The organism is Micromonospora sp. WMMD967 (assembly GCF_029626165.1).
Taxonomy (GTDB): Bacteria; Actinomycetota; Actinomycetes; order Mycobacteriales; family Micromonosporaceae; genus Micromonospora; species Micromonospora taraxaci.
On sequence record NZ_JARUBK010000001.1, the window covers coordinates 4,283,265 to 4,302,194 of the forward strand.

Consider the following 18,930-nt stretch of genomic DNA (forward strand, 5'->3'; position numbering starts at 1 on the left):
TCCCATGGCGAACGAAGATCGGCTCCGCGAATATCTCAAGCGCGTCACCGCCGAACTGCACGAGACCAGCGAGCGGTTGCAGGAAGCCGAGGCGCGGCATCGCGAGCCGATCGCCATCATCGCCATGAGCTGCCGGTTCCCCGGTGGCGTCGACTCGCCGGAGTCGCTGTGGCAGCTCGTCGACTCGGGTGTCGACGCCATCGGGGAGTTCCCCGCCGAACGGGGCTGGGAGGTGGAGAAGCTCTACCACCCCGACCCGGACCACCCCGGCACGTCGTACACCCGGCACGGGGGCTTCCTGCACGACGCCGGCGACTTCGACGCCGCGTTCTTCGGCATCTCACCCCGGGAGGCGCTGGCCACCGACGCGCAGCAACGCCTGCTGCTGGAGACGTCCTGGGAGACGTTCGAGCGGGCGGGCATCGACCCGGCCACCCTCAAGGGCAGCCGCACCGGCGTCTTTACCGGCGTGATGTACCACGACTACGCCGCGCTGGTCGGTGAGCTGGGCGACTCCGCCGAGGGTTCGCTCGGCACCGGCAGCACCGGCAGCATCGCCTCCGGGCGGATCGCGTACACGTTCGGCCTCGAGGGCACCGCCGTCACTGTGGACACCGCCTGCTCGTCGTCCCTTGTCGCCCTGCACCTCGCCGCTCAGGCGCTGCGGCAGGGGGAGTGTGACCTGGCGCTGGCCGGCGGCGTCACGGTGATGGCCACCCCGGGGGCGTTCCTGGCGTTCTCCCGCCAGCGGGGACTCGCCCCGGACGGACGCTGCAAGCCGTTCTCCGACGACGCCGACGGCACCGGCTGGGGCGAGGGTGTCGGCATGCTGCTCGTCGAGCGGCTCTCCGACGCCGTCCGCAACGGCCATCCCGTGCTCGCCGTGGTGCGGGGGAGCGCTGTCAACCAGGACGGCGCGTCGAACGGGCTGACCGCCCCGAACGGGCCGTCCCAGCAACGCGTCATCCGGGCCGCGCTGAGCAACGCCGGCCTCACCACCTCCGACGTCGACGCCGTCGAGGCGCACGGCACCGGCACCACGTTGGGCGACCCGATCGAGGCGCAGGCCCTTCTCGCCACCTACGGGCAGGACCGCCCCGCCGACCAGCCACTATGGCTGGGGTCGGTCAAGTCGAACATCGGCCACACCCAGGCCGCCGCCGGCGTCGCCGGGATCATCAAGATGGTCGAGGCGATGCGCCACGGCCGGATCCCGCGCAGCCTGCACGCCGACCAGCCGTCCACGCACGTCGACTGGGCCGCCGGCGCGGTCCGCATCGCCGCCAACAACCAGCCGTGGCCGCAGCGCCCGGGCCCACGCCGCGCGGGTGTCTCCTCGTTCGGGGTCTCCGGTACGAACGCGCACGTCATCCTCGAAGAGCCACCGGTGGTGGAGGTGCCGCCGCGCACCGGGGCCGTCGCACTCGCCCCGGTGCCGTGGGTGCTGTCGGCCCGCTCCCCGGAGGCGTTGCGGGGGCAGGCCGCCCGACTGGCGTCGGTGGAGGCCGACCGGGTCGACGTCGGGTTCACCCTGGCCGCACACCGTACGGCGCACCCGCACCGGGCGGTCGTGTTCGGCCCGGACGACCTGGCGTCGGTGGCCGCCGGTGAGCCCGGCCCCGTCGTCGGGTCGGTGGTGCGGGGCAAGACGGCGTTCGTGTTCTCCGGCCAGGGCTCCCAGCGACCCGGCATGGGATTGGCCCTCTACGACACGTTCCCGCGTTACGCCGAGGCATTCGACGCCGCTTGCGCCGAGCTGGACCGGCACCTGGACCGGCCGATCCGCGACGTCATCGCCCAGGGCGACGACCTGGACCAGACCGTCTACACCCAGTCGGCGCTGTTCGCCGTCGAGGTCGCATTGTTCCGCCTCGTCGAGTCGTTCGGCATCACCCCGGACTACCTGGTGGGCCACTCGATCGGTGAGATCGCCGCCGCGCACGTCGCGGGAGTGTTGTCCCTGCCCGATGCGGCGACGCTGGTCACCGCCCGGGGCCGCCTGATGCAGGCATTGCCGGCCGGTGGAGTGATGGTCGCGGTGCGGGCCACCGAGGCGCAGGTGCTGCCGCTGCTGACCGACGGGGTGAGCATCGCCGCGATCAACGGCCCCCGCTCGGTGGTGCTGTCCGGTGCGGCCGACGAGGTCGCGCAGGTGGCAGCGAGTTTCAAGTCGAAGCAGCTGCGGGTCAGCCACGCGTTCCACTCGGTGTTGATGGAGCCGATGCTGGCCGAGTTCGCGTCGGTCGCGGCAACGCTGACCTACGACACGCCGCGCATCCCGATCGTGTCGAACGTGACCGGGCAGATCGCGGAAGCGCAGGACGCCGGCTACTGGGTGCGGCACGTCCGCGAGGCCGTCCGGTTCGCCGACGGCATCACCACCCTGGAAGCCCTGGGTGTCAGCACGTTCGTGGAGATCGGCCCCGACGGGGTGCTGTCCGCGATGGGGGCAGACTGCGTCAGCGACGCGGTGTTCGTACCCCTGCAACGCTCTGACCGCGACCAACCGACCACGCTGCTGACCGCTCTCGCGCAGGCCTACGTGCGCGGCGTCGCCGTCGACTGGACGCAGTGCCTGACCGGCGGGCGGCGTGTCGACCTGCCCACCTACGCCTTCCACCACAAGCGGTACTGGCCGGTCGGCACCGGCACCCCCACCGGCAGCGGCGGCACCGGTCACCCCATGCTGGACACCGCCATCACCCTGGCCGGAGCGGACGAACTCGTCGTCACCGGCCGGTGGACCGTCGCCACCCACCAGTGGCTCGCCGACCACTCCCTCTCCGGGACCGTCGTCGTCCCCGGCGCCGCCCTCGTCGATCTGGCCCTGGCCGCCGGCGACCGCGTCGGCTGCGACCGGATCGAGGAACTCACCACCGGTATCCCGCTCACCATCGGCAGCGACGCGGTGCACGTCCAGGTCCGCGTCGGCGCCCCGGACGGCGACGGGCGTCGCCAGGTCGGCGTCCACGCCAGTCAGGACGCCGAGACGTGGACCGAGCATGCCTCCGGCGTCCTCACCTCCGAGCCCGGCGCGGCCAACCCGCCGCCGCCGACGTGGCCGCCGTCCGACGCGACAGCCGTCGCCCTGGACGGCCTCTACGACGCCTTCGCCGACCGTGGCCTGCTCTACGGCCCGACGTTCCGCGCGCTGCGCGCCGCGTGGCGCGACCAGGAGCAGGTGTACGCGGAGATCACGCTCGACGAGACAGTGCCGGTCGAGGGCTTCCCACTGCATCCGGCGGTGCTCGACGCCGCCCTGCACGCCATCGGCGCCGGTGACCTGCTGCCCGCCCACGCCGACGGGGCCAGCGTGCCCTTCAGCTGGTCCGGCGTGACAGTGCATGCGACCGGCGGCTCGGCGGTCCGGGCCCGGGTCCGCACCCTCGGCCCGGATTCGGTCCGGCTGGACCTGACCGACACCGCCGGTCAGCCGGTACTCACCGTCGACCGACTCGTCCTGCGCCCACTCACCACAGCCGCAGCGGGCACCGGCACCGACGATGCGCTGTTCCACCTCGGCTGGCTCCCGCTCACGCCGTCCGCCGCCGCCGTCACCGGTCCCGTGGTGATCCACCGGGTCGAACCCGCCGACGCCGACGTCGTCACCGGTGCGCACGAGCGCACCGCCGCGGTCCTGGAGACCCTCCAGTCCTGGCTGGCCGCAGGGCCGCAGGACGGCGCCCGGCTGGCGGTCGTCACGACCGGCGCGGTCGCCACTGCCGACGAGCCGGTCACCGACCCCGGTGCCGCCGCCGTGTGGGGCCTCGTCCGGGCGGCGCAGTCCGAGCACCCCGATCGGTTCGTCCTGGTCGACGTCGACGGCACCGACGAGTCCGAGGCGGCGCTGCCGAACCTGCTCACCACCGGGGAGCCGCAGGCCGCGTTGCGCAACGGCGACGCGACCACGCCCAGGCTGGTCCGGCCACCCGCCGGCACCCCGCCGCGACCCCTCGACCTGACCGACGGCACGGTGCTGGTCACCGGCGCCACCGGGCAACTCGGTCGGCACGTCGCACGGCACCTGGTCACGACACACGGTGTGCGCGACCTGCTGCTGCTGAGCCGCCGGGGCGCTGACGCGCCGGGCGCCGCGGAACTCCTGGCGGAACTCGCCGAGCTGGGGGCGTCCGCGCGGATCGTCGCGGTCGACGTGGCCGACCGCGAGGCCCTGGCCGAGGTCATCACCGAGACCCCAGAGCTGTCCGGTGTGGTGCACACGGCCGGTGTGCTCGACGACGGTGTCGTCGGCGGGCTGAGCGCGGAGCGTCTGTCGGCGGTGTTGCGGGCGAAGGTGGACGCGGGTTGGTATCTGCACGAGCTGACCCGGGATCGGGGGTTGTCGGCGTTCGTGGTGTTCTCGTCGGCGGCCGGGGTGTTCGGTAACGCGGGTCAGGGCGCGTACGCGGCGGGTAACGCGTTCCTGGACGCGTTGGCGCAGCACCGGCGTGGGTTGGGCCTGCCGGCGGTCTCCCTCGCCTGGGGCCCCTGGGCCGTCGGCATGGCCGCCGACATCGACGCCGCCGACCGGGAACGCCTCCTCCGGGGCGGCGCCCGCGAACTGACCGCGGAGCAGGGCCTCGCGCTCTTCGACCGGGCAGCGGCCGAGGACACGGCAGTCACCGTGCCCGTGCGGCTCGACCTGCGCGCGATCCGGGCCGCCGGGACCGTCCCGACCATTCTCCAGCATCTGGTACGCGTACGCCGCGCCGCCGCGGCCTCGGCTCCGCTGCGGGACCGACTCGCGAACCTCGACCACGACGCACGCCGCGCCGCTCTTCTCGATCTGGTGTCGTCGCGGGTGGCGACGGTGCTGGGTCATCCGCAGGGGTGGTCGGTGGATGGTGGTCAGGCGTTCGGTGAGTTGGGTTTCGACTCGTTGACGGCTGTGGAGTTCCGCAACGGTCTGTCGTCGGCGACCGGGTTGCGGTTGTCCGCGACGACGGTGTTCGACTACCCGACCCCGGACGCGCTGGTCGGTCACCTGCTGGCCGAACTGTCCGGCGTGACGGCGGCGACGACCGCCACGGCGACGGCACGTACTGACGAGCCGCTCGCGATCGTGGGGATGGCGTGTCGCTTCCCCGGTGGGGTGGACTCGCCGGACGCTCTCTGGCGGCTTGTCGACTCCGACGGTGACGGCATCGGCGACTTCCCCGCCGATCGCGGGTGGGACCTGGAGGCGTTGGCGGAGACGTCCCTGACCCGCCGGGGCGGGTTCCTGACCGACGCCGCGGATTTCGACGCGGAGTTCTTCGGGATCTCGCCGCGTGAGGCGCTTGCGATGGATCCGCAGCAGCGTTTGTTGTTGGAGGTCAGTTGGGAGGCCCTGGAACGAGCGGGAATCGACCCACAATCGTTGCGCGGTTCCGACACCGGTGTCTTCTCGGGATTGATGTACCACGACTACGCCGGCCTGGCCCAGCAAAGTCCTGATGGTCTTGCGGGGTTTTTGGGGACGGGTAATTCGGGTTCTGTGGTGTCGGGGCGGGTTTCGTATTCGTTTGGGTTTGAGGGTCCGGCGGTGACGGTGGATACGGCGTGTTCGTCGTCGTTGGTGGCGTTGCATGTGGCGGGTCAGTCGTTGCGGCGTGGTGAGTGTTCGTTGGCGTTGGTGGGTGGGGTGACGGTGATGGCGACGCCGTCGGCTTTTGTGGAGTTTTCGCGGCAGCGGGGGTTGTCGTCGGATGGTGTGTGTCGGTCGTTCGCGGAGGGTGCGGGGGGTACTGGTTGGTCTGAGGGTGTGGGTGTGGTGTTGGTGGAGCGCCTGTCGGATGCTCTGCGTCATGGGCGTCGGGTCCTCGCCGTGGTGCGGGGGAGTGCGGTTAATCAGGATGGTGCGTCGAATGGTTTGACGGCGCCGAATGGTCCGTCGCAGCAGCGGGTCATTCGTGCGGCGCTGGCTGACGCGGGGTTGTCGGTCGCTGATGTGGATGTGGTGGAGGCGCACGGTACGGCGACGGTGTTGGGTGATCCGATCGAGGCGCAGGCGCTCCTCGCGACCTATGGGCAGGATCGCCCTGGTCGGCCGTTGTGGTTGGGGTCGGTGAAGTCGAACCTGGGTCACACTCAGGCGGCTGCGGGTGTCGCGGGGATCATCAAGATGGTCGAGGCGATGCGGCACGAGATCCTGCCGCGGACGTTGCATGTGGATGCGCCGACGTCGCAGGTCGACTGGTCCGCTGGTGAGGTGCGGTTGCTCACCGAGGCGCAGCAGTGGCCGGTCAACGGACGCCCCCGACGCGCCGGTGTGTCCTCGTTCGGCATCTCCGGCACCAACGCCCACGTCATCCTCGAAGAACCACCGGCGGTCGAGCTGCCGCCCCGCACCGAGGCCGTCACACCCGCCCCGGTGCCGTGGGTGCTGTCGGCCCGCTCGCCGGAGGCGCTGCAGGGGCAGGCCGCCCGGCTGGCGGCGGTGGACGCCGACCCGGTGGACGTCGGGTTCACCCTGGCCGCACACCGTACGACGCACCCGCACCGGGCGGTGGTATTCGGCCCGGACGACCTGGCGGCCCTCGCCGCCGGTGAGCCCGGCCCGGTCGTCGGCTCCGTGGTGCGCGGCAAGACCGCGTTCGTGTTCTCCGGCCAGGGCTCGCAGCGGCCGGGCATGGGCCTGGACCTCTACGAGACTTCCCCGCGTTACGCCGAGGCGTTCGACGCCGCCTGCGTCGAGCTGGACCGGCACCTCGACCGGCCGATCCGCGACGTCATCGCCCAGGGCGACGACCTGGACCAGACGGTCTACACGCAGGCGGCGTTGTTCGCCGTCGAGGTCGCCCTGTTCCGCCTGGTGGAGTCGTTCGGCGTCCGGCCGGATTACCTGGTCGGGCACTCGATCGGTGAAATCGCCGCCGCGCACGTGGCCGGGGTGCTGTCCCTGGCCGACGCGGCGACGTTGGTCACCGCCCGAGGCCGTCTCATGCAGGCCCTCCCGGCCGGTGGGGTGATGGTCGCGATGCGGGCCACCGAGGCCGAGGTGCTACCGCTGCTCACCGACGGGGTGAGCATCGCCGCCATCAACGGGCCCCGCTCGATCGTCCTCTCCGGTCTAGCCGACGAGGTCACGGCGGTGGCGGCGCACTTCGAGAAGTCCAAGCGGTTGCGGGTCAGCCACGCCTTCCACTCGGTGTTGATGGAGCCGATGCTGGCCGAGTTCGCCCAGGTCGCCGCAACCCTCACCTACGAGTCACCGCGCATCCCGATCGTGTCGAACGTGACCGGGCAGATCGCCGAAACACAGGACGCCGGCTACTGGGTGCGGCACGTCCGCGAGGCGGTCCGTTTCGCCGACGGCATCACCACACTCGAGAGCCTCGGTGTGAGCACGTTCGTGGAGATCGGCCCCGACGGTGTCCTCTCCGCGATGGGCGCGGACTGCGTCAGCGACGCGGTATTCGTACCCCTGCAACGCTCTGACCGCGACCAACCAGCCACGCTGCTGGCCGCCCTCGCGCAGGCCTACGTGCGCGGCGTCGCCGTCGACTGGACGCCCTGCCTGACCGGCGGGCGGCCCGTCGACCTGCCCACCTACGCCTTCCAGCGCCGCCGCTACTGGCCGACCGCCCCCGAGGCCGCCGCCGACGCGGCCAGCATCGGGCTCGGAACCGTCGACCACCCGTTCTGGGCCGCCGCGGCCGACCTGCCCGAGCAGGACAGCCTGCTGCTCACCGGCCGCCTCTCCTCCCGCACGCAGCCCTGGTTGGCCGACCACCTGATCGGCGGCACACTGCTGGTCCCCGGCGCCGCGCTGGTCGACCTCGCCCTGGCCGCCGGCGACCACACTGGCCTGAACCGCCTCGACGAACTCACCATCGAGGCCCCGATGGTCCTCCCGAGCAGTGGCAGCACCCTGACCATCCGCGCCCTGGTCGGCCCGTCCACCGACGACAGTCCGTGCGGGCAACGGCGAGACGTCACCCTCTACGCGCGCCCGGACGACACCGGCGAATGGCAGCGGCACGCCACCGGCATCCTCACCGCCGCCGAAACGGGGGACACCCCCGGCCACTGGACACCGGAGGCGACCGAGGAGCTACCTGTCGACGGCGTCTACCCCGGCTTCGCCGAGATCGGATTCGAGTACGGGCCGCACCTGCGCGGACTCCACCGGGCCTGGCACCGCGATGGCGACCTGATTGCGGACGTGGCCCTCGCCGACGACCTCACGGTGGACGGCTTCCTCCTGCACCCCGCGCTCCTCGACGCCGCCCTGCACGGCCTCGCCCTCGGCGTCCTCGACTCCGACACGACAGGACTCCCGTTCAGCTGGACCGGAGTGACAGTGCACGCCACCGGGGCGCGCGCGGCCCGGGTGCGGATCAGCCGCGCCGGCACCGACGCGATCGCCCTCGACCTGCGCGACGCCGAGGACCAGCCCATCGCCACCGTCGACCGACTCGTCCTGCGCCCGCACACCCCGACGACGAGCACGACCCTTCGCCCGTACCGGATCGAGTGGACGCCGATCCCCGAGCTGGACGTGCCCGCGACCCTGCTCACCGACCACGCGGATCTGGCGGCGACGCTCGCCGCCGGCAGCGTGCCGGCCGGCCCGGTCCTCTGGTACGCCGAGTCCGGCCCCGCCGCCGACCCGGTCACCGCAGCGCACACCGCCGCCGCCCAAACCCTGGCGGTGCTCCAGTCCTGGTTGACCGACGACCGGCTCGCCGGTGTGCGGCTGGTCATCGCGACCCGGCACGCCGTGCAGGCCGGCGACGAGCCGCTGACCGACCTCGCTGGCTCCGCCGTCCACGGGTTGGTACGCAGCGCCCAGGCCGAACACCCGGACCGGTTCGTACTTGTCGACATCGACGACGGACCCGGCTCGTTGGCGGTGCTCCCGGCGGCCGCTCAGTGCGGTGAGCCGCAACTGGCCATCCGTGGCGGAGTGGTCAGCGTGCCCCGACTCGTCCGACCGCCGGTCGAGGAACCACGCCCGTTCACCTTCGGCACCGGAACGGTACTGGTCACCGGTGCGCTGGGCACGCTCGGCCAGCTGGTGGCCCGGCACCTGGTCACCACGCACGGCGTACGCGACCTGCTGCTGGTCAGCCGCCGTGGCGCCGAAACCCCCGGAGCTGCCGAGTACGTGGCGGAACTCGCCGCGCTCGGCGCGTCCGCCCAGCTGGTGGCCGTGGACGCCACCGACCGGGCAGCCCTCGCCCAGGTCGTCGCCGACACCCCGGACCTGTCCGGTGTCGTCCACCTCGCCGGTGTGGTGGACGACGGTGTCGTCGGCGGGCTGAGCGCGGAGCGTCTGTCGGCGGTGTTGCGGGCGAAGGTGGATGCGGGTTGGTATCTGCACGAGCTGACCCGGGATCGGGGGTTGTCGGCGTTCGTGGTGTTCTCGTCGGCGGCCGGGGTGTTCGGTAACGCGGGTCAGGGTGCGTACGCGGCGGGTAACGCGTTCTTGGACGCGTTGGCGCAGCACCGGCGTGGGTTGGGCCTGCCGGCGGTCTCCCTGGCCTGGGGCCTCTGGGCCGACACCAGCGACCTCAGCGCCACCGCCGACCAACGCCGCCTCGGCCGAGGCGGGGTGCTCCCGCTCACCGCCGAGCAGGGACTCGCCCTGCTCGACGCCGGCTGCGCGGCGGCACCGCCGGTCAGCGTGCCGATCCTGCTGGACCTCACGGCGGTGGCCGCCTCCGGCACCGTGCCCGCGCTCCTGCGGCAGCTCGTCCGACCCCCGCGACGGCGGGCCGCCGCCACGGCCGACAGGTCGTCGCTACGGGCACAGCTCGCCGACCTGCCGCCACACGAACAGCGTTCCCACCTCCTCGATCTGGTGTCGTCGCGGGTGGCGGCGGTGTTGGGTCATCCGCAGGGGTGGTCGGTGGACGGTGGTCAGGCGTTCGGTGAGTTGGGGTTCGACTCGTTGACGGCTGTGGAGTTCCGCAACGGGTTGTCGGCGGCGACGGGGTTGCGGTTGTCGGCCACGACGGTGTTCGACTATCCGACACCGGACGCCCTGGTCGACCACCTGTTGACCGAACTGACCGACACGGCGGCGACGCAGACCGGCGCTCGCACCGCGGCGGCGGCGGACGAGCCCCTCGCGATCGTCGGCATGGCCTGCCGCTTCCCCGGCGGAGTGGACTCACCCGAGGGTCTGTGGCGGCTTGTCGACTCGGGTGTCGACGGCATCGGCGACTTCCCCACCGACCGCGGCTGGGACCTGGACACGCTCTTCGACACCGACGAATCCCGGACGGACACCTCGTACACCCGCCGGGGCGGATTCCTCACGAACGCCGCCGAATTCGACGCGGAGTTCTTCGGGATCTCGCCGCGTGAGGCTCTTGCCATGGATCCGCAGCAGCGTTTGTTGTTGGAGGTGAGTTGGGAGGCCCTGGAACGGGCGGGAATCGACCCACAATCCTTGCGCGGTTCCGACACCGGCGTTTTCGCCGGCCTGATGTACCACGACTACGGCCCGTACGCCCAACAGAGCCCTGATGGTCTTGCGGGGTTTTTGGGGACGGGTAATTCGGGTTCTGTGGTGTCGGGGCGGGTTTCGTATTCGTTTGGGTTTGAGGGTCCGGCGGTGACGGTGGATACGGCGTGTTCGTCGTCGTTGGTGGCGTTGCATGTGGCGGGTCAGTCGTTGCGGCGTGGTGAGTGTTCGTTGGCGTTGGTGGGTGGGGTGACGGTGATGGCGACGCCGTCGGCTTTTGTGGAGTTTTCGCGGCAGCGGGGGTTGTCGTCGGATGGTGTGTGTCGGTCGTTCGCGGAGGGTGCGGGGGGTACTGGTTGGTCTGAGGGTGTGGGTGTGGTGTTGGTGGAGCGCCTGTCGGATGCTCTGCGCAATGGGCGTCGGGTGTTGGCGGTGGTGCGGGGGAGTGCGGTTAATCAGGATGGTGCGTCGAATGGTTTGACGGCGCCGAATGGTCCGTCGCAGCAGCGGGTCATTCGTGCGGCGCTGGCTGACGCGGGGTTGTCGGTCGCTGATGTGGATGTGGTGGAGGCGCACGGTACGGCGACGGTGTTGGGTGATCCGATCGAGGCGCAGGCGCTCCTCGCGACCTATGGGCAGGATCGCCCTGGTCGGCCGTTGTGGTTGGGGTCGGTGAAGTCGAACCTGGGTCACACTCAGGCCGCTGCGGGTGTCGCGGGGATCATCAAGATGGTGCAGGCGATGCGCCACGAAACTCTGCCGCGGACGTTGCATGTGGATGCGCCGACGTCGCATGTCGACTGGTCGGCTGGTGAGGTGCGGTTGCTCACCGAGGCGCAGCCCTGGCCGGTGAACGGGCACCCTCGACGCGCCGGTGTGTCGTCGTTCGGCATCTCCGGCACCAACGCCCACGTCATCCTCGAAGAACCACCGACAGTGCACACCCCTGCCGACGACAGGCCGGACGCGCCCGAGGTCGTGCCGTGGGTGCTGTCCGCCCGCACACCTGAGGCCCTGCGGGCGCAGGCCGCCCGACTGGCGTCGGTGGAGGCCGACCCGCGCGACGTCGGCTTCTCGTTGGTGTCGGCGCGGTCGACACACGCCCATCGGGCTGTGGTGCTCGGACGCGACGAGCTGGCGGCGCTCGCGGCGGGCGTGCCCGGCCCCGTGGTCGGGTCGGTGGTGCGCGGCAGGACCGCGTTCGTGTTCTCCGGCCAGGGATCCCAGCGTTCCCGCATGGGATTGGCTCTCTACGACACGTTCCCGCGTTACGCCGAGGCATTCGACGCCGCCTGCGTCGAGCTGGACCGGCACCTCGACCGGCCGATCCGCGACGTCATCGCCCAGGGCGACGACCTGGACCAGACCGTCTACACCCAGTCGGCGTTGTTCGCCGTCGAGGTCGCGTTGTTCCGCCTGGTCGAGTCGTTCGGCGTCACACCGGACTACCTGGTCGGGCACTCGATCGGTGAGATCGCCGCCGCACACGTCGCCGGGGTGCTGTCCCTGCCGGATGCGGCGACGCTGGTCACCGCCCGAGGTCGCCTCATGCAGGCACTCCCGGCCGGCGGTGTCATGGTCGCGGTACGGGCCACCGAGGCGGAGGTGCTGCCGCTGCTCACCGACGGAGTGAGCATCGCGGCGATCAACGGGCCCCGGTCGGTGGTGCTCTCCGGTGCTGCCGACGAGGTCACCGCCGTCGCGGCGCACTTCAAGAAGTCGAAGCAACTGCGGGTCAGTCACGCGTTCCACTCGGTGTTGATGGAGCCGATGCTGGAGGCTTTCACCGAGGTTGCCGAGACCCTGACCTACGGCACGCCGCGCATTCCGATCGTGTCGAACGTGACCGGGCAGGTCGCCGACACGCAGGACGCGGCGTACTGGGTGCGGCACGTCCGCGAGGCCGTCCGGTTCGCCGACGGCATCACCACACTGGAAGCCCTGGGTGTCAGCACGTTCATCGAGATCGGCCCCGACGGGGTGCTGTCCGCGATGGGGGCAGACTGCGTCAGCGACGCGGTGTTCGTACCAGTGCAACGCTCTGACCGCGACCAACCAGCCACGCTGCTGACCGCCCTCGCGCAGGCCTACGTGCGCGGCGTCGCTGTCGACTGGACGCCGTGCTACCCCGGCGGGCGGTTGATCGACCTGCCCACCTACGCCTTCCACCACCAGCGCTACTGGCCGAGGCCCGGCACCCGGGCGACGAGCCCCACCGACGCCGCCTTCTGGGACGCCGTCGAACGCGCCGACCTGGACACCCTCACCCAGACCCTGAAACTCGACGACAGCACCGCCCTCACCCCGCTGCTCCCCGCCCTGGCGTCCTGGCGGCGCGACCACACCACCACGCCCCTCGGCCGGTACGGCGTCGACTGGACCCCACTACCGCAGGCGGGCACACCCACCGGGACCTGGCTGATCACCGAACCGGCCGGCGACACCCGCGTCTCGGACGCCCTGGCCGCCAGCGGCCTCGACGTGCGACGCGGCACCCCGGACGCCGAGGCGACACCCGACATCAGCGGCATCGCCGTCGTGGTGGACGACCCCGCGCACGCACTGCACGCCGTCCAGACCCACCAGTCCCTGGCCACCGACATCCCGCTCTGGCTGATCACCAGCGGCGCGGTGGCCGCCACCCCGCACGATCCGGCGCCCACCCCGTCCGCCGCGGCCGTCTGGGGCCTCGGCCGGGTCGCCGCCCTGGAACTCCACAGCGCCTGGGGCGGCCTCGTCGACCTGCCCACCGGCAGCGACCCGATCGACGGACGGTTGCTCGCCACCGCACTGACCGGCGCCGGAGGCGAGGACCAGGTCGCCGTCCGCGCCGGGCTGCTCGGCCGGCGACTCGTTCCCTCGGCCGGCACGGGTCGGCAGTGGCAGCCGCGCGGCACCGTCCTGATCACCGGCGGCACCGGCGCGCTCGGCGCCCACGCCGCCCGGTGGGCCGCCGGCCACGGCGCCGACCACCTGGTCCTGCTCAGCCGACGGGGAGACGCCGCACCCGGCGCAGCCGACCTGCGCGACGAACTGACCGCCGCCGGGGCCCGAGTCACCATCCGCGCGGTCGACCTGGCCGACCGGGACGCCATCGGTGCGGTCGTCGCGGACCTGGACGCCGCCGGTGACACGGTCACCGCGGTGCTGCACACCGCCGGCGTCGCCACCCGCGCCCCCGTCACGGAGGTGACCGCCGACGCCATCGCCGAGGTCACGGCCGCCAAGGTGCGCGGCGCGACACACCTGGACGACCTGTTCCGGGACGTCCCGCTGGACGCCTTCGTGCTGTTCTCCTCCATCGCCGGTGTGTGGGGCAGCGGCGACCACGCCGCGTACGCGGCCGCCAACGCGGCACTGGACGCCGTCGCCGAACAGCGCCGGTCCCGAGGGCTCACCGCGACCTCGATCGGCTGGGGCCCGTGGGCCGACGGTGGCATGGCCGCCGACAGCGCCGTGGACGAACACCTACGCCGACGCGGCCTTCGCCCGATGGCCCCCGATCGGGCCCTGCGCGGCCTACGGTCGGCGGTCGGTGACGAGCGCACGTGTGTCGTCGTCGCCGACGTCGACTGGGCGACGTTCGCCCCGGCGTTCACCGCGGCCCGGCCCAGCCCGCTGCTCGACGGTGTCCCGGAGGTCCACGCCCTCACCACCGAACCGGAGTCGTCAGCCGACGACGGGTGGCGGTCCGAGCTGCTGGCACTCGCCGGCAGCGAACGGACCCACGCCGTGCTGGAGACAGTCCGGACCCACGTCGCGGAGGTCCTACGGCTGCGGTCGTCCCACGCCGTCGACCCGGGACGTTCCTTCACCGAGATCGGCTTCGACTCGCTGACCGGTGTCGAACTACGCAACCGGCTCGGCGCGGCCACCGGACTGCGACTGCCCAGCACCCTGGTCTTCGACCACCCGACACCGGAGGCACTCGCCGCGTACCTGGAGAACGAGGTCGTCGGGGTGACCGACGCGAACCCGGTCGCCGCCGTGCCGGCCCGCACCGACGAGCCGATCGCGATCGTCGCGATGTCCTGCCGCTTCCCCGGCGGCATCGGCTCGCCCGAGGACCTGTGGCGGTTGCTCGCCGACGGCGGCGACGCCATCGGCGCGTTCCCCACCGACCGTGGATGGGACCTGGACGCCCTCTACGACCCGGACCCGGACGCCATCGGCACCACCTACGTACGCGAAGGCGGCTTCCTGGCCGACGCCACCGAGTTCGACGCCGGGTTCTTCGGCATCTCGCCCCGCGAGGCGCTGGCCATGGACCCGCAGCAGCGGCTGTTGCTGGAGACGGCGTGGGAGGCGTTCGAACGCGGCGGCGTGCCGGCCGACGCGCTACGCGGAAGCCAGACCGGTGTCTTCGTCGGCACCAACAACCTCGACTACGGTCCGCTGCTGACCGGTGAGCAGGAAGCCGCCGAGGGGTACGTCAGCACCGGTAACGCGGCGAGCGTCGTCTCCGGACGGATCTCGTACACCTTCGGGCTGGAAGGCCCGGCGGTCACCGTGGACACCGCCTGCTCGTCGTCGCTGGTCGCCCTGCACTGGGCCAGCCAGGCACTGCGGCAGGGCGAGTGCGAGCTCGCCCTGGCCGGCGGGGTGACGGTGATGTCCACGCCGGGGGCGTTCATCGAGTTCAGCCGCCAGCGGGGCCTGTCCGCCACCGCCCGCTGCCGGGCGTTCTCGGCCGATGCCGACGGGACGATCTGGGGTGAGGGCGTCGGCATGCTCCTCCTGGAGCGCCTCAGCGACGCGGTGGCGAACGACCACCCGGTGCTCGCTGTGGTCCGGGGGAGCGCTGTCAACCAGGACGGCGCGTCGAACGGGCTGACCGCTCCGAACGGGCCGTCGCAGCAGCGGGTGATCCGGGCGGCGCTGGCCAACGCGGGCGTGTCCGCCGCCGACGTCGACGCGGTGGAGGCGCACGGCACCGGCACGAAACTGGGCGACCCGATCGAGGCGCAGGCACTGCTCGCGACGTACGGGCGGGGTCGACCCGCCGACCACCCGCTGTGGCTGGGGTCGGTGAAGTCGAACCTCGGCCACACCCAGGCCGCCGCCGGGGTCGCCGGCATCATCAAGATGGTCGAGGCGATGCGGCACGAAACGCTGCCGCGTACGCTGCACGCCGACCAACCCAGCCCGCACGTGGACTGGACCACCGGTTCGGTGGCCCTGCTCACCGAGGAGCGGCAGTGGGCGCGGACCGGTGACCGGCCGCGTCGGGCTGCCATCTCGTCGTTCGGGTTCAGCGGCACGAACGCCCACGCCGTCCTGGAGGAGCCGCCGACCCGCACGCCGTCCGCGCCCACCGAGCCCTCGCAGGCGTCCGTGTCGGCGCTGCCGCTGTCGGCCCGCACCGGGCCCGCGCTCCGCGAGCAGAGCGCCCGGCTGCGGGAACGCCTCTCGACGGGAGCCGACCCGAAGGACCTGGTCCACTCGCTGACGACCACCCGCAGCGTCCTGGAGGAGCGCGCGGTGGTGGTCGGCACCGACACGGAAGCCCTGGTCGCTGGTCTCGACGCCCTGGCCGCCGGCGCTGACCACCCCCGGGTGGTCACCGGCTCGGCGGTACGCGGGCGGACGGCCTTCGTCTTCTCCGGGCAGGGTTCCCAGCGGCAGGGCATGGGCCTGGGGTTGGCCGACACGTTCCCGGTGTACGCGGAGGCGTTCGACGCGGCCTGCGCCGAGCTGGACCGGCACCTGGACCGGCCGATCCGCTACGTCATCGCCGACGGCGACGACCTGGACCGGACGGTCTACACCCAGTCGGCGTTGTTCGCCGTCGAGGTGGCCCTGTTCCGACTGGTGGAGTCGTTCGGGGTGACTCCGGACTTCCTGGTGGGGCACTCGATCGGTGAGATCGCCGCCGCGCACGTCGCCGGGGTGCTGTCCCTGGCCGACGCCGCGAAACTGGTCACCGCGCGGGGCCGGCTGATGCAGGCGCTGCCGACCGGTGGGGTGATGGCCGCGGTGCGGGCCACCGAGGCCGAGGTGCTGCCACTGCTGACCGACGGCGTCAACATCGCCGCGATCAACGGCCCCCGCTCCGTCGTCCTGTCCGGTGTGGCCGACGAGGTCACGGCGGTGGCGGCGGCCTTCGAGAAGTCGAAGCAGCTGCGGGTCAGCCACGCGTTCCACTCCGTGCTGATGGAGCCGATGCTGGCCGAGTTCGCCCAGGTCGCGGCGACGCTGACCTATGACTCGCCGCGCATCCCCGTCGTGTCGAACCTGACCGGGCAGGTCGCCGAGACCCAGGACGCCGCTTACTGGGTGCGGCACGTCCGTGAGGCGGTGCGCTTCGCCGACGGCATCACCACGCTGGAAGGCCTTGGCGTCAGCACGTTCGTGGAGATCGGCCCCGACGGGGTCCTCTCCGCGATGGGCGCGGACTGCGTCACCGACGCCGCCTTCGTCGCGGTGCAGCGCCCCGACCGCGACCAGCCCACCACCCTTCTCACGGCACTGGCCAGCGCCTTCGTCCGCGGTGTCCCCGTCGACTGGGGACAGCTGGCTCAGGGTGGCCGACGCGTCGACCTGCCCACCTACCCCTTCCAGCGCGTCCGGTTCTGGCCGTCCCCGGTCGAACCGGTCACCGTCGACCCGGTGGACAGCGAGTTCTGGCAGGCCGTCGAGGACGGCGACCTCAGCCCGCTCGGCATCACCGGCGACAACGCCGACCTGCTGCCCGCCCTGACCGCCTGGCGTCACGAACGACGAGCCACCCGAAACCGCGACTCGTGGCGCTACGAGGAGGCGTGGACGACGATCGCCGCGCCCACCACGACGATCGCCGGCACGTGGCTGGTGCTCGGCGACGACGCGTACCTCACTGTGGTTGCCAAGACCCTCACCGCGTACGGCGCCGAGGTACGGGGAGTCCCGGTCGTCGGCCTGAATCGGACCGATGCGGCCGACCGGCTTCGGCTGGCCGTCGACGACGGCCCGATCGCCGGCGCCGTCGTCTCCGGCGGCACCCCCGAGGCGGCGCTCACCATCGTCCAGGCCTACGTCGACGCCGCCGTCGACGCGCCGCTCTGGATGGTGACCACGGCGGCCGTCGCCACCGAGCCCGGCGAACCAGTCGACCCGTCCGCCGCCGCCGTGTGGGGCCTGGGCCGGGTCGCCGCCCTGGAACTGCCGCACCGGTGGGGTGGCCTCCTGGACGTTCCGGCGGACTGGGCCGGCGACCACCTCGCCGCCGCGCTCGGTGGCGGTGGTGAGGACCAGCTCGCCGTCCGTGGCGACCGGGTGCTCGCCCGACGCCTCCGCCACGCCGCCGCGCCCGCCGCAGGCTGGCGTCCGCGCGGCACGATCCTGGTCGTCGGCGACACCAGCGGCGACATCGCCCGCTGGGCGGTGGCCGAGGGCGCGGACCGGGTCATCGTCACCGAGAGCGTCGCGGAGATGGACGACGACGGCGTCGTCACCGTCGAGGCCTGCTCCGGAGACGACCACGCCGCCCTGGCCGACCTGCTGCACCGTGTCCGGGCCGACGGCGTCGCGCTGACCGCCGTCGTCCTCGCCGACCGCTCCGAGCCCGCACCGGCCCCGCTGACCGACACCACACCCGACGCCTGGGACACCCCGGCGGTACGCCGGGCCCGGCACCTGACCGCCCTCGTCGACGAGGACCTGGACGCGTTCGTCGTCTTCACCTCGGTGGCCGGCACCTGGGGCGGAGGCCTGCAGACCGCCGCGGCGGTGGCCGCCACCACGCTGGAGGCGCTCGCCCAGCAAGCCGGTGCCACATCGATCGCCTGGGGACCCTGGACCGGAAGCGACGAGCGCCTCCGTCGTCGCGGTCTGAACGCCCTACCCCCGAACGCCGCCCTCTACGCGATGGCAACCGCCGCCGGCGCGACCGGTCAGGTCGTCCTCGCCGACGTCGACTGGCCCCGGTTCGCCAGCGCGTTCACCGGAACCCGACCCAGCCGACTGCTCGCCGACCTGCCCGAGGTGCCGGTGTCGGCCGCCGAGCAGCCGCCCGCAGCAGACGCCGGGACCACCGCCGCCCTGCGCGACGAGTGGCGTGCCCGCACCGAACCGGAACAGGAACGGGCGGCTCTCGACCTGGTACGCGGCACCGTCGCCGCCGTCCTGGGCCACGACACCCTGGAAGCCGTCCCGCCCACCCGGGCCTTCACCGAGTTGGGCTTCGACTCGCTTACCGCCGTCGAGCTGCGCAACCGGCTCGGCCGGGTCACCGGCCTGAACCTGCCACCCACGGCGGCGTTCGACCACCCGACCGCGCAGGCCCTCGCCCGGCACATCCGGGACGCCGTCATCGGCGACGGCCTGGACCTGACCGGCGGGCTCTTCGCCGAACTGGACCGTCTCGAAGCCGGCCTCGCGACGTCCACACCGGACAGCACCACGAGGAGCCGGACCGTCCTGCGACTCCAAGCCTTCATCAACCGCCTCAACGACGTCGTCGAGCCGGTCACCGAGGAGGCGCCACCGCTCGAAGAAGCCAGCGACGAGGAACTGTTCGCCTTCATCCGCAGCGAACTCGGCCGCGCCTGACCGGG

The 18,930-nt window shown here is 72.4% G+C and carries 1 protein-coding gene; it reads left to right on the forward strand.

Translation table 11 applies throughout. The annotated features are described in order from the left end of the window. The first annotated feature begins 4 nt into the window (after positions 1 to 4). A complete protein-coding gene (locus tag O7631_RS19300; RefSeq protein ID WP_278145491.1) occupies positions 5 to 18,925 on the forward strand; it encodes a type I polyketide synthase in 18,921 nt (6,306 codons plus the stop codon). Positions 18,926 to 18,930: the final 5 nt, after the last annotated feature.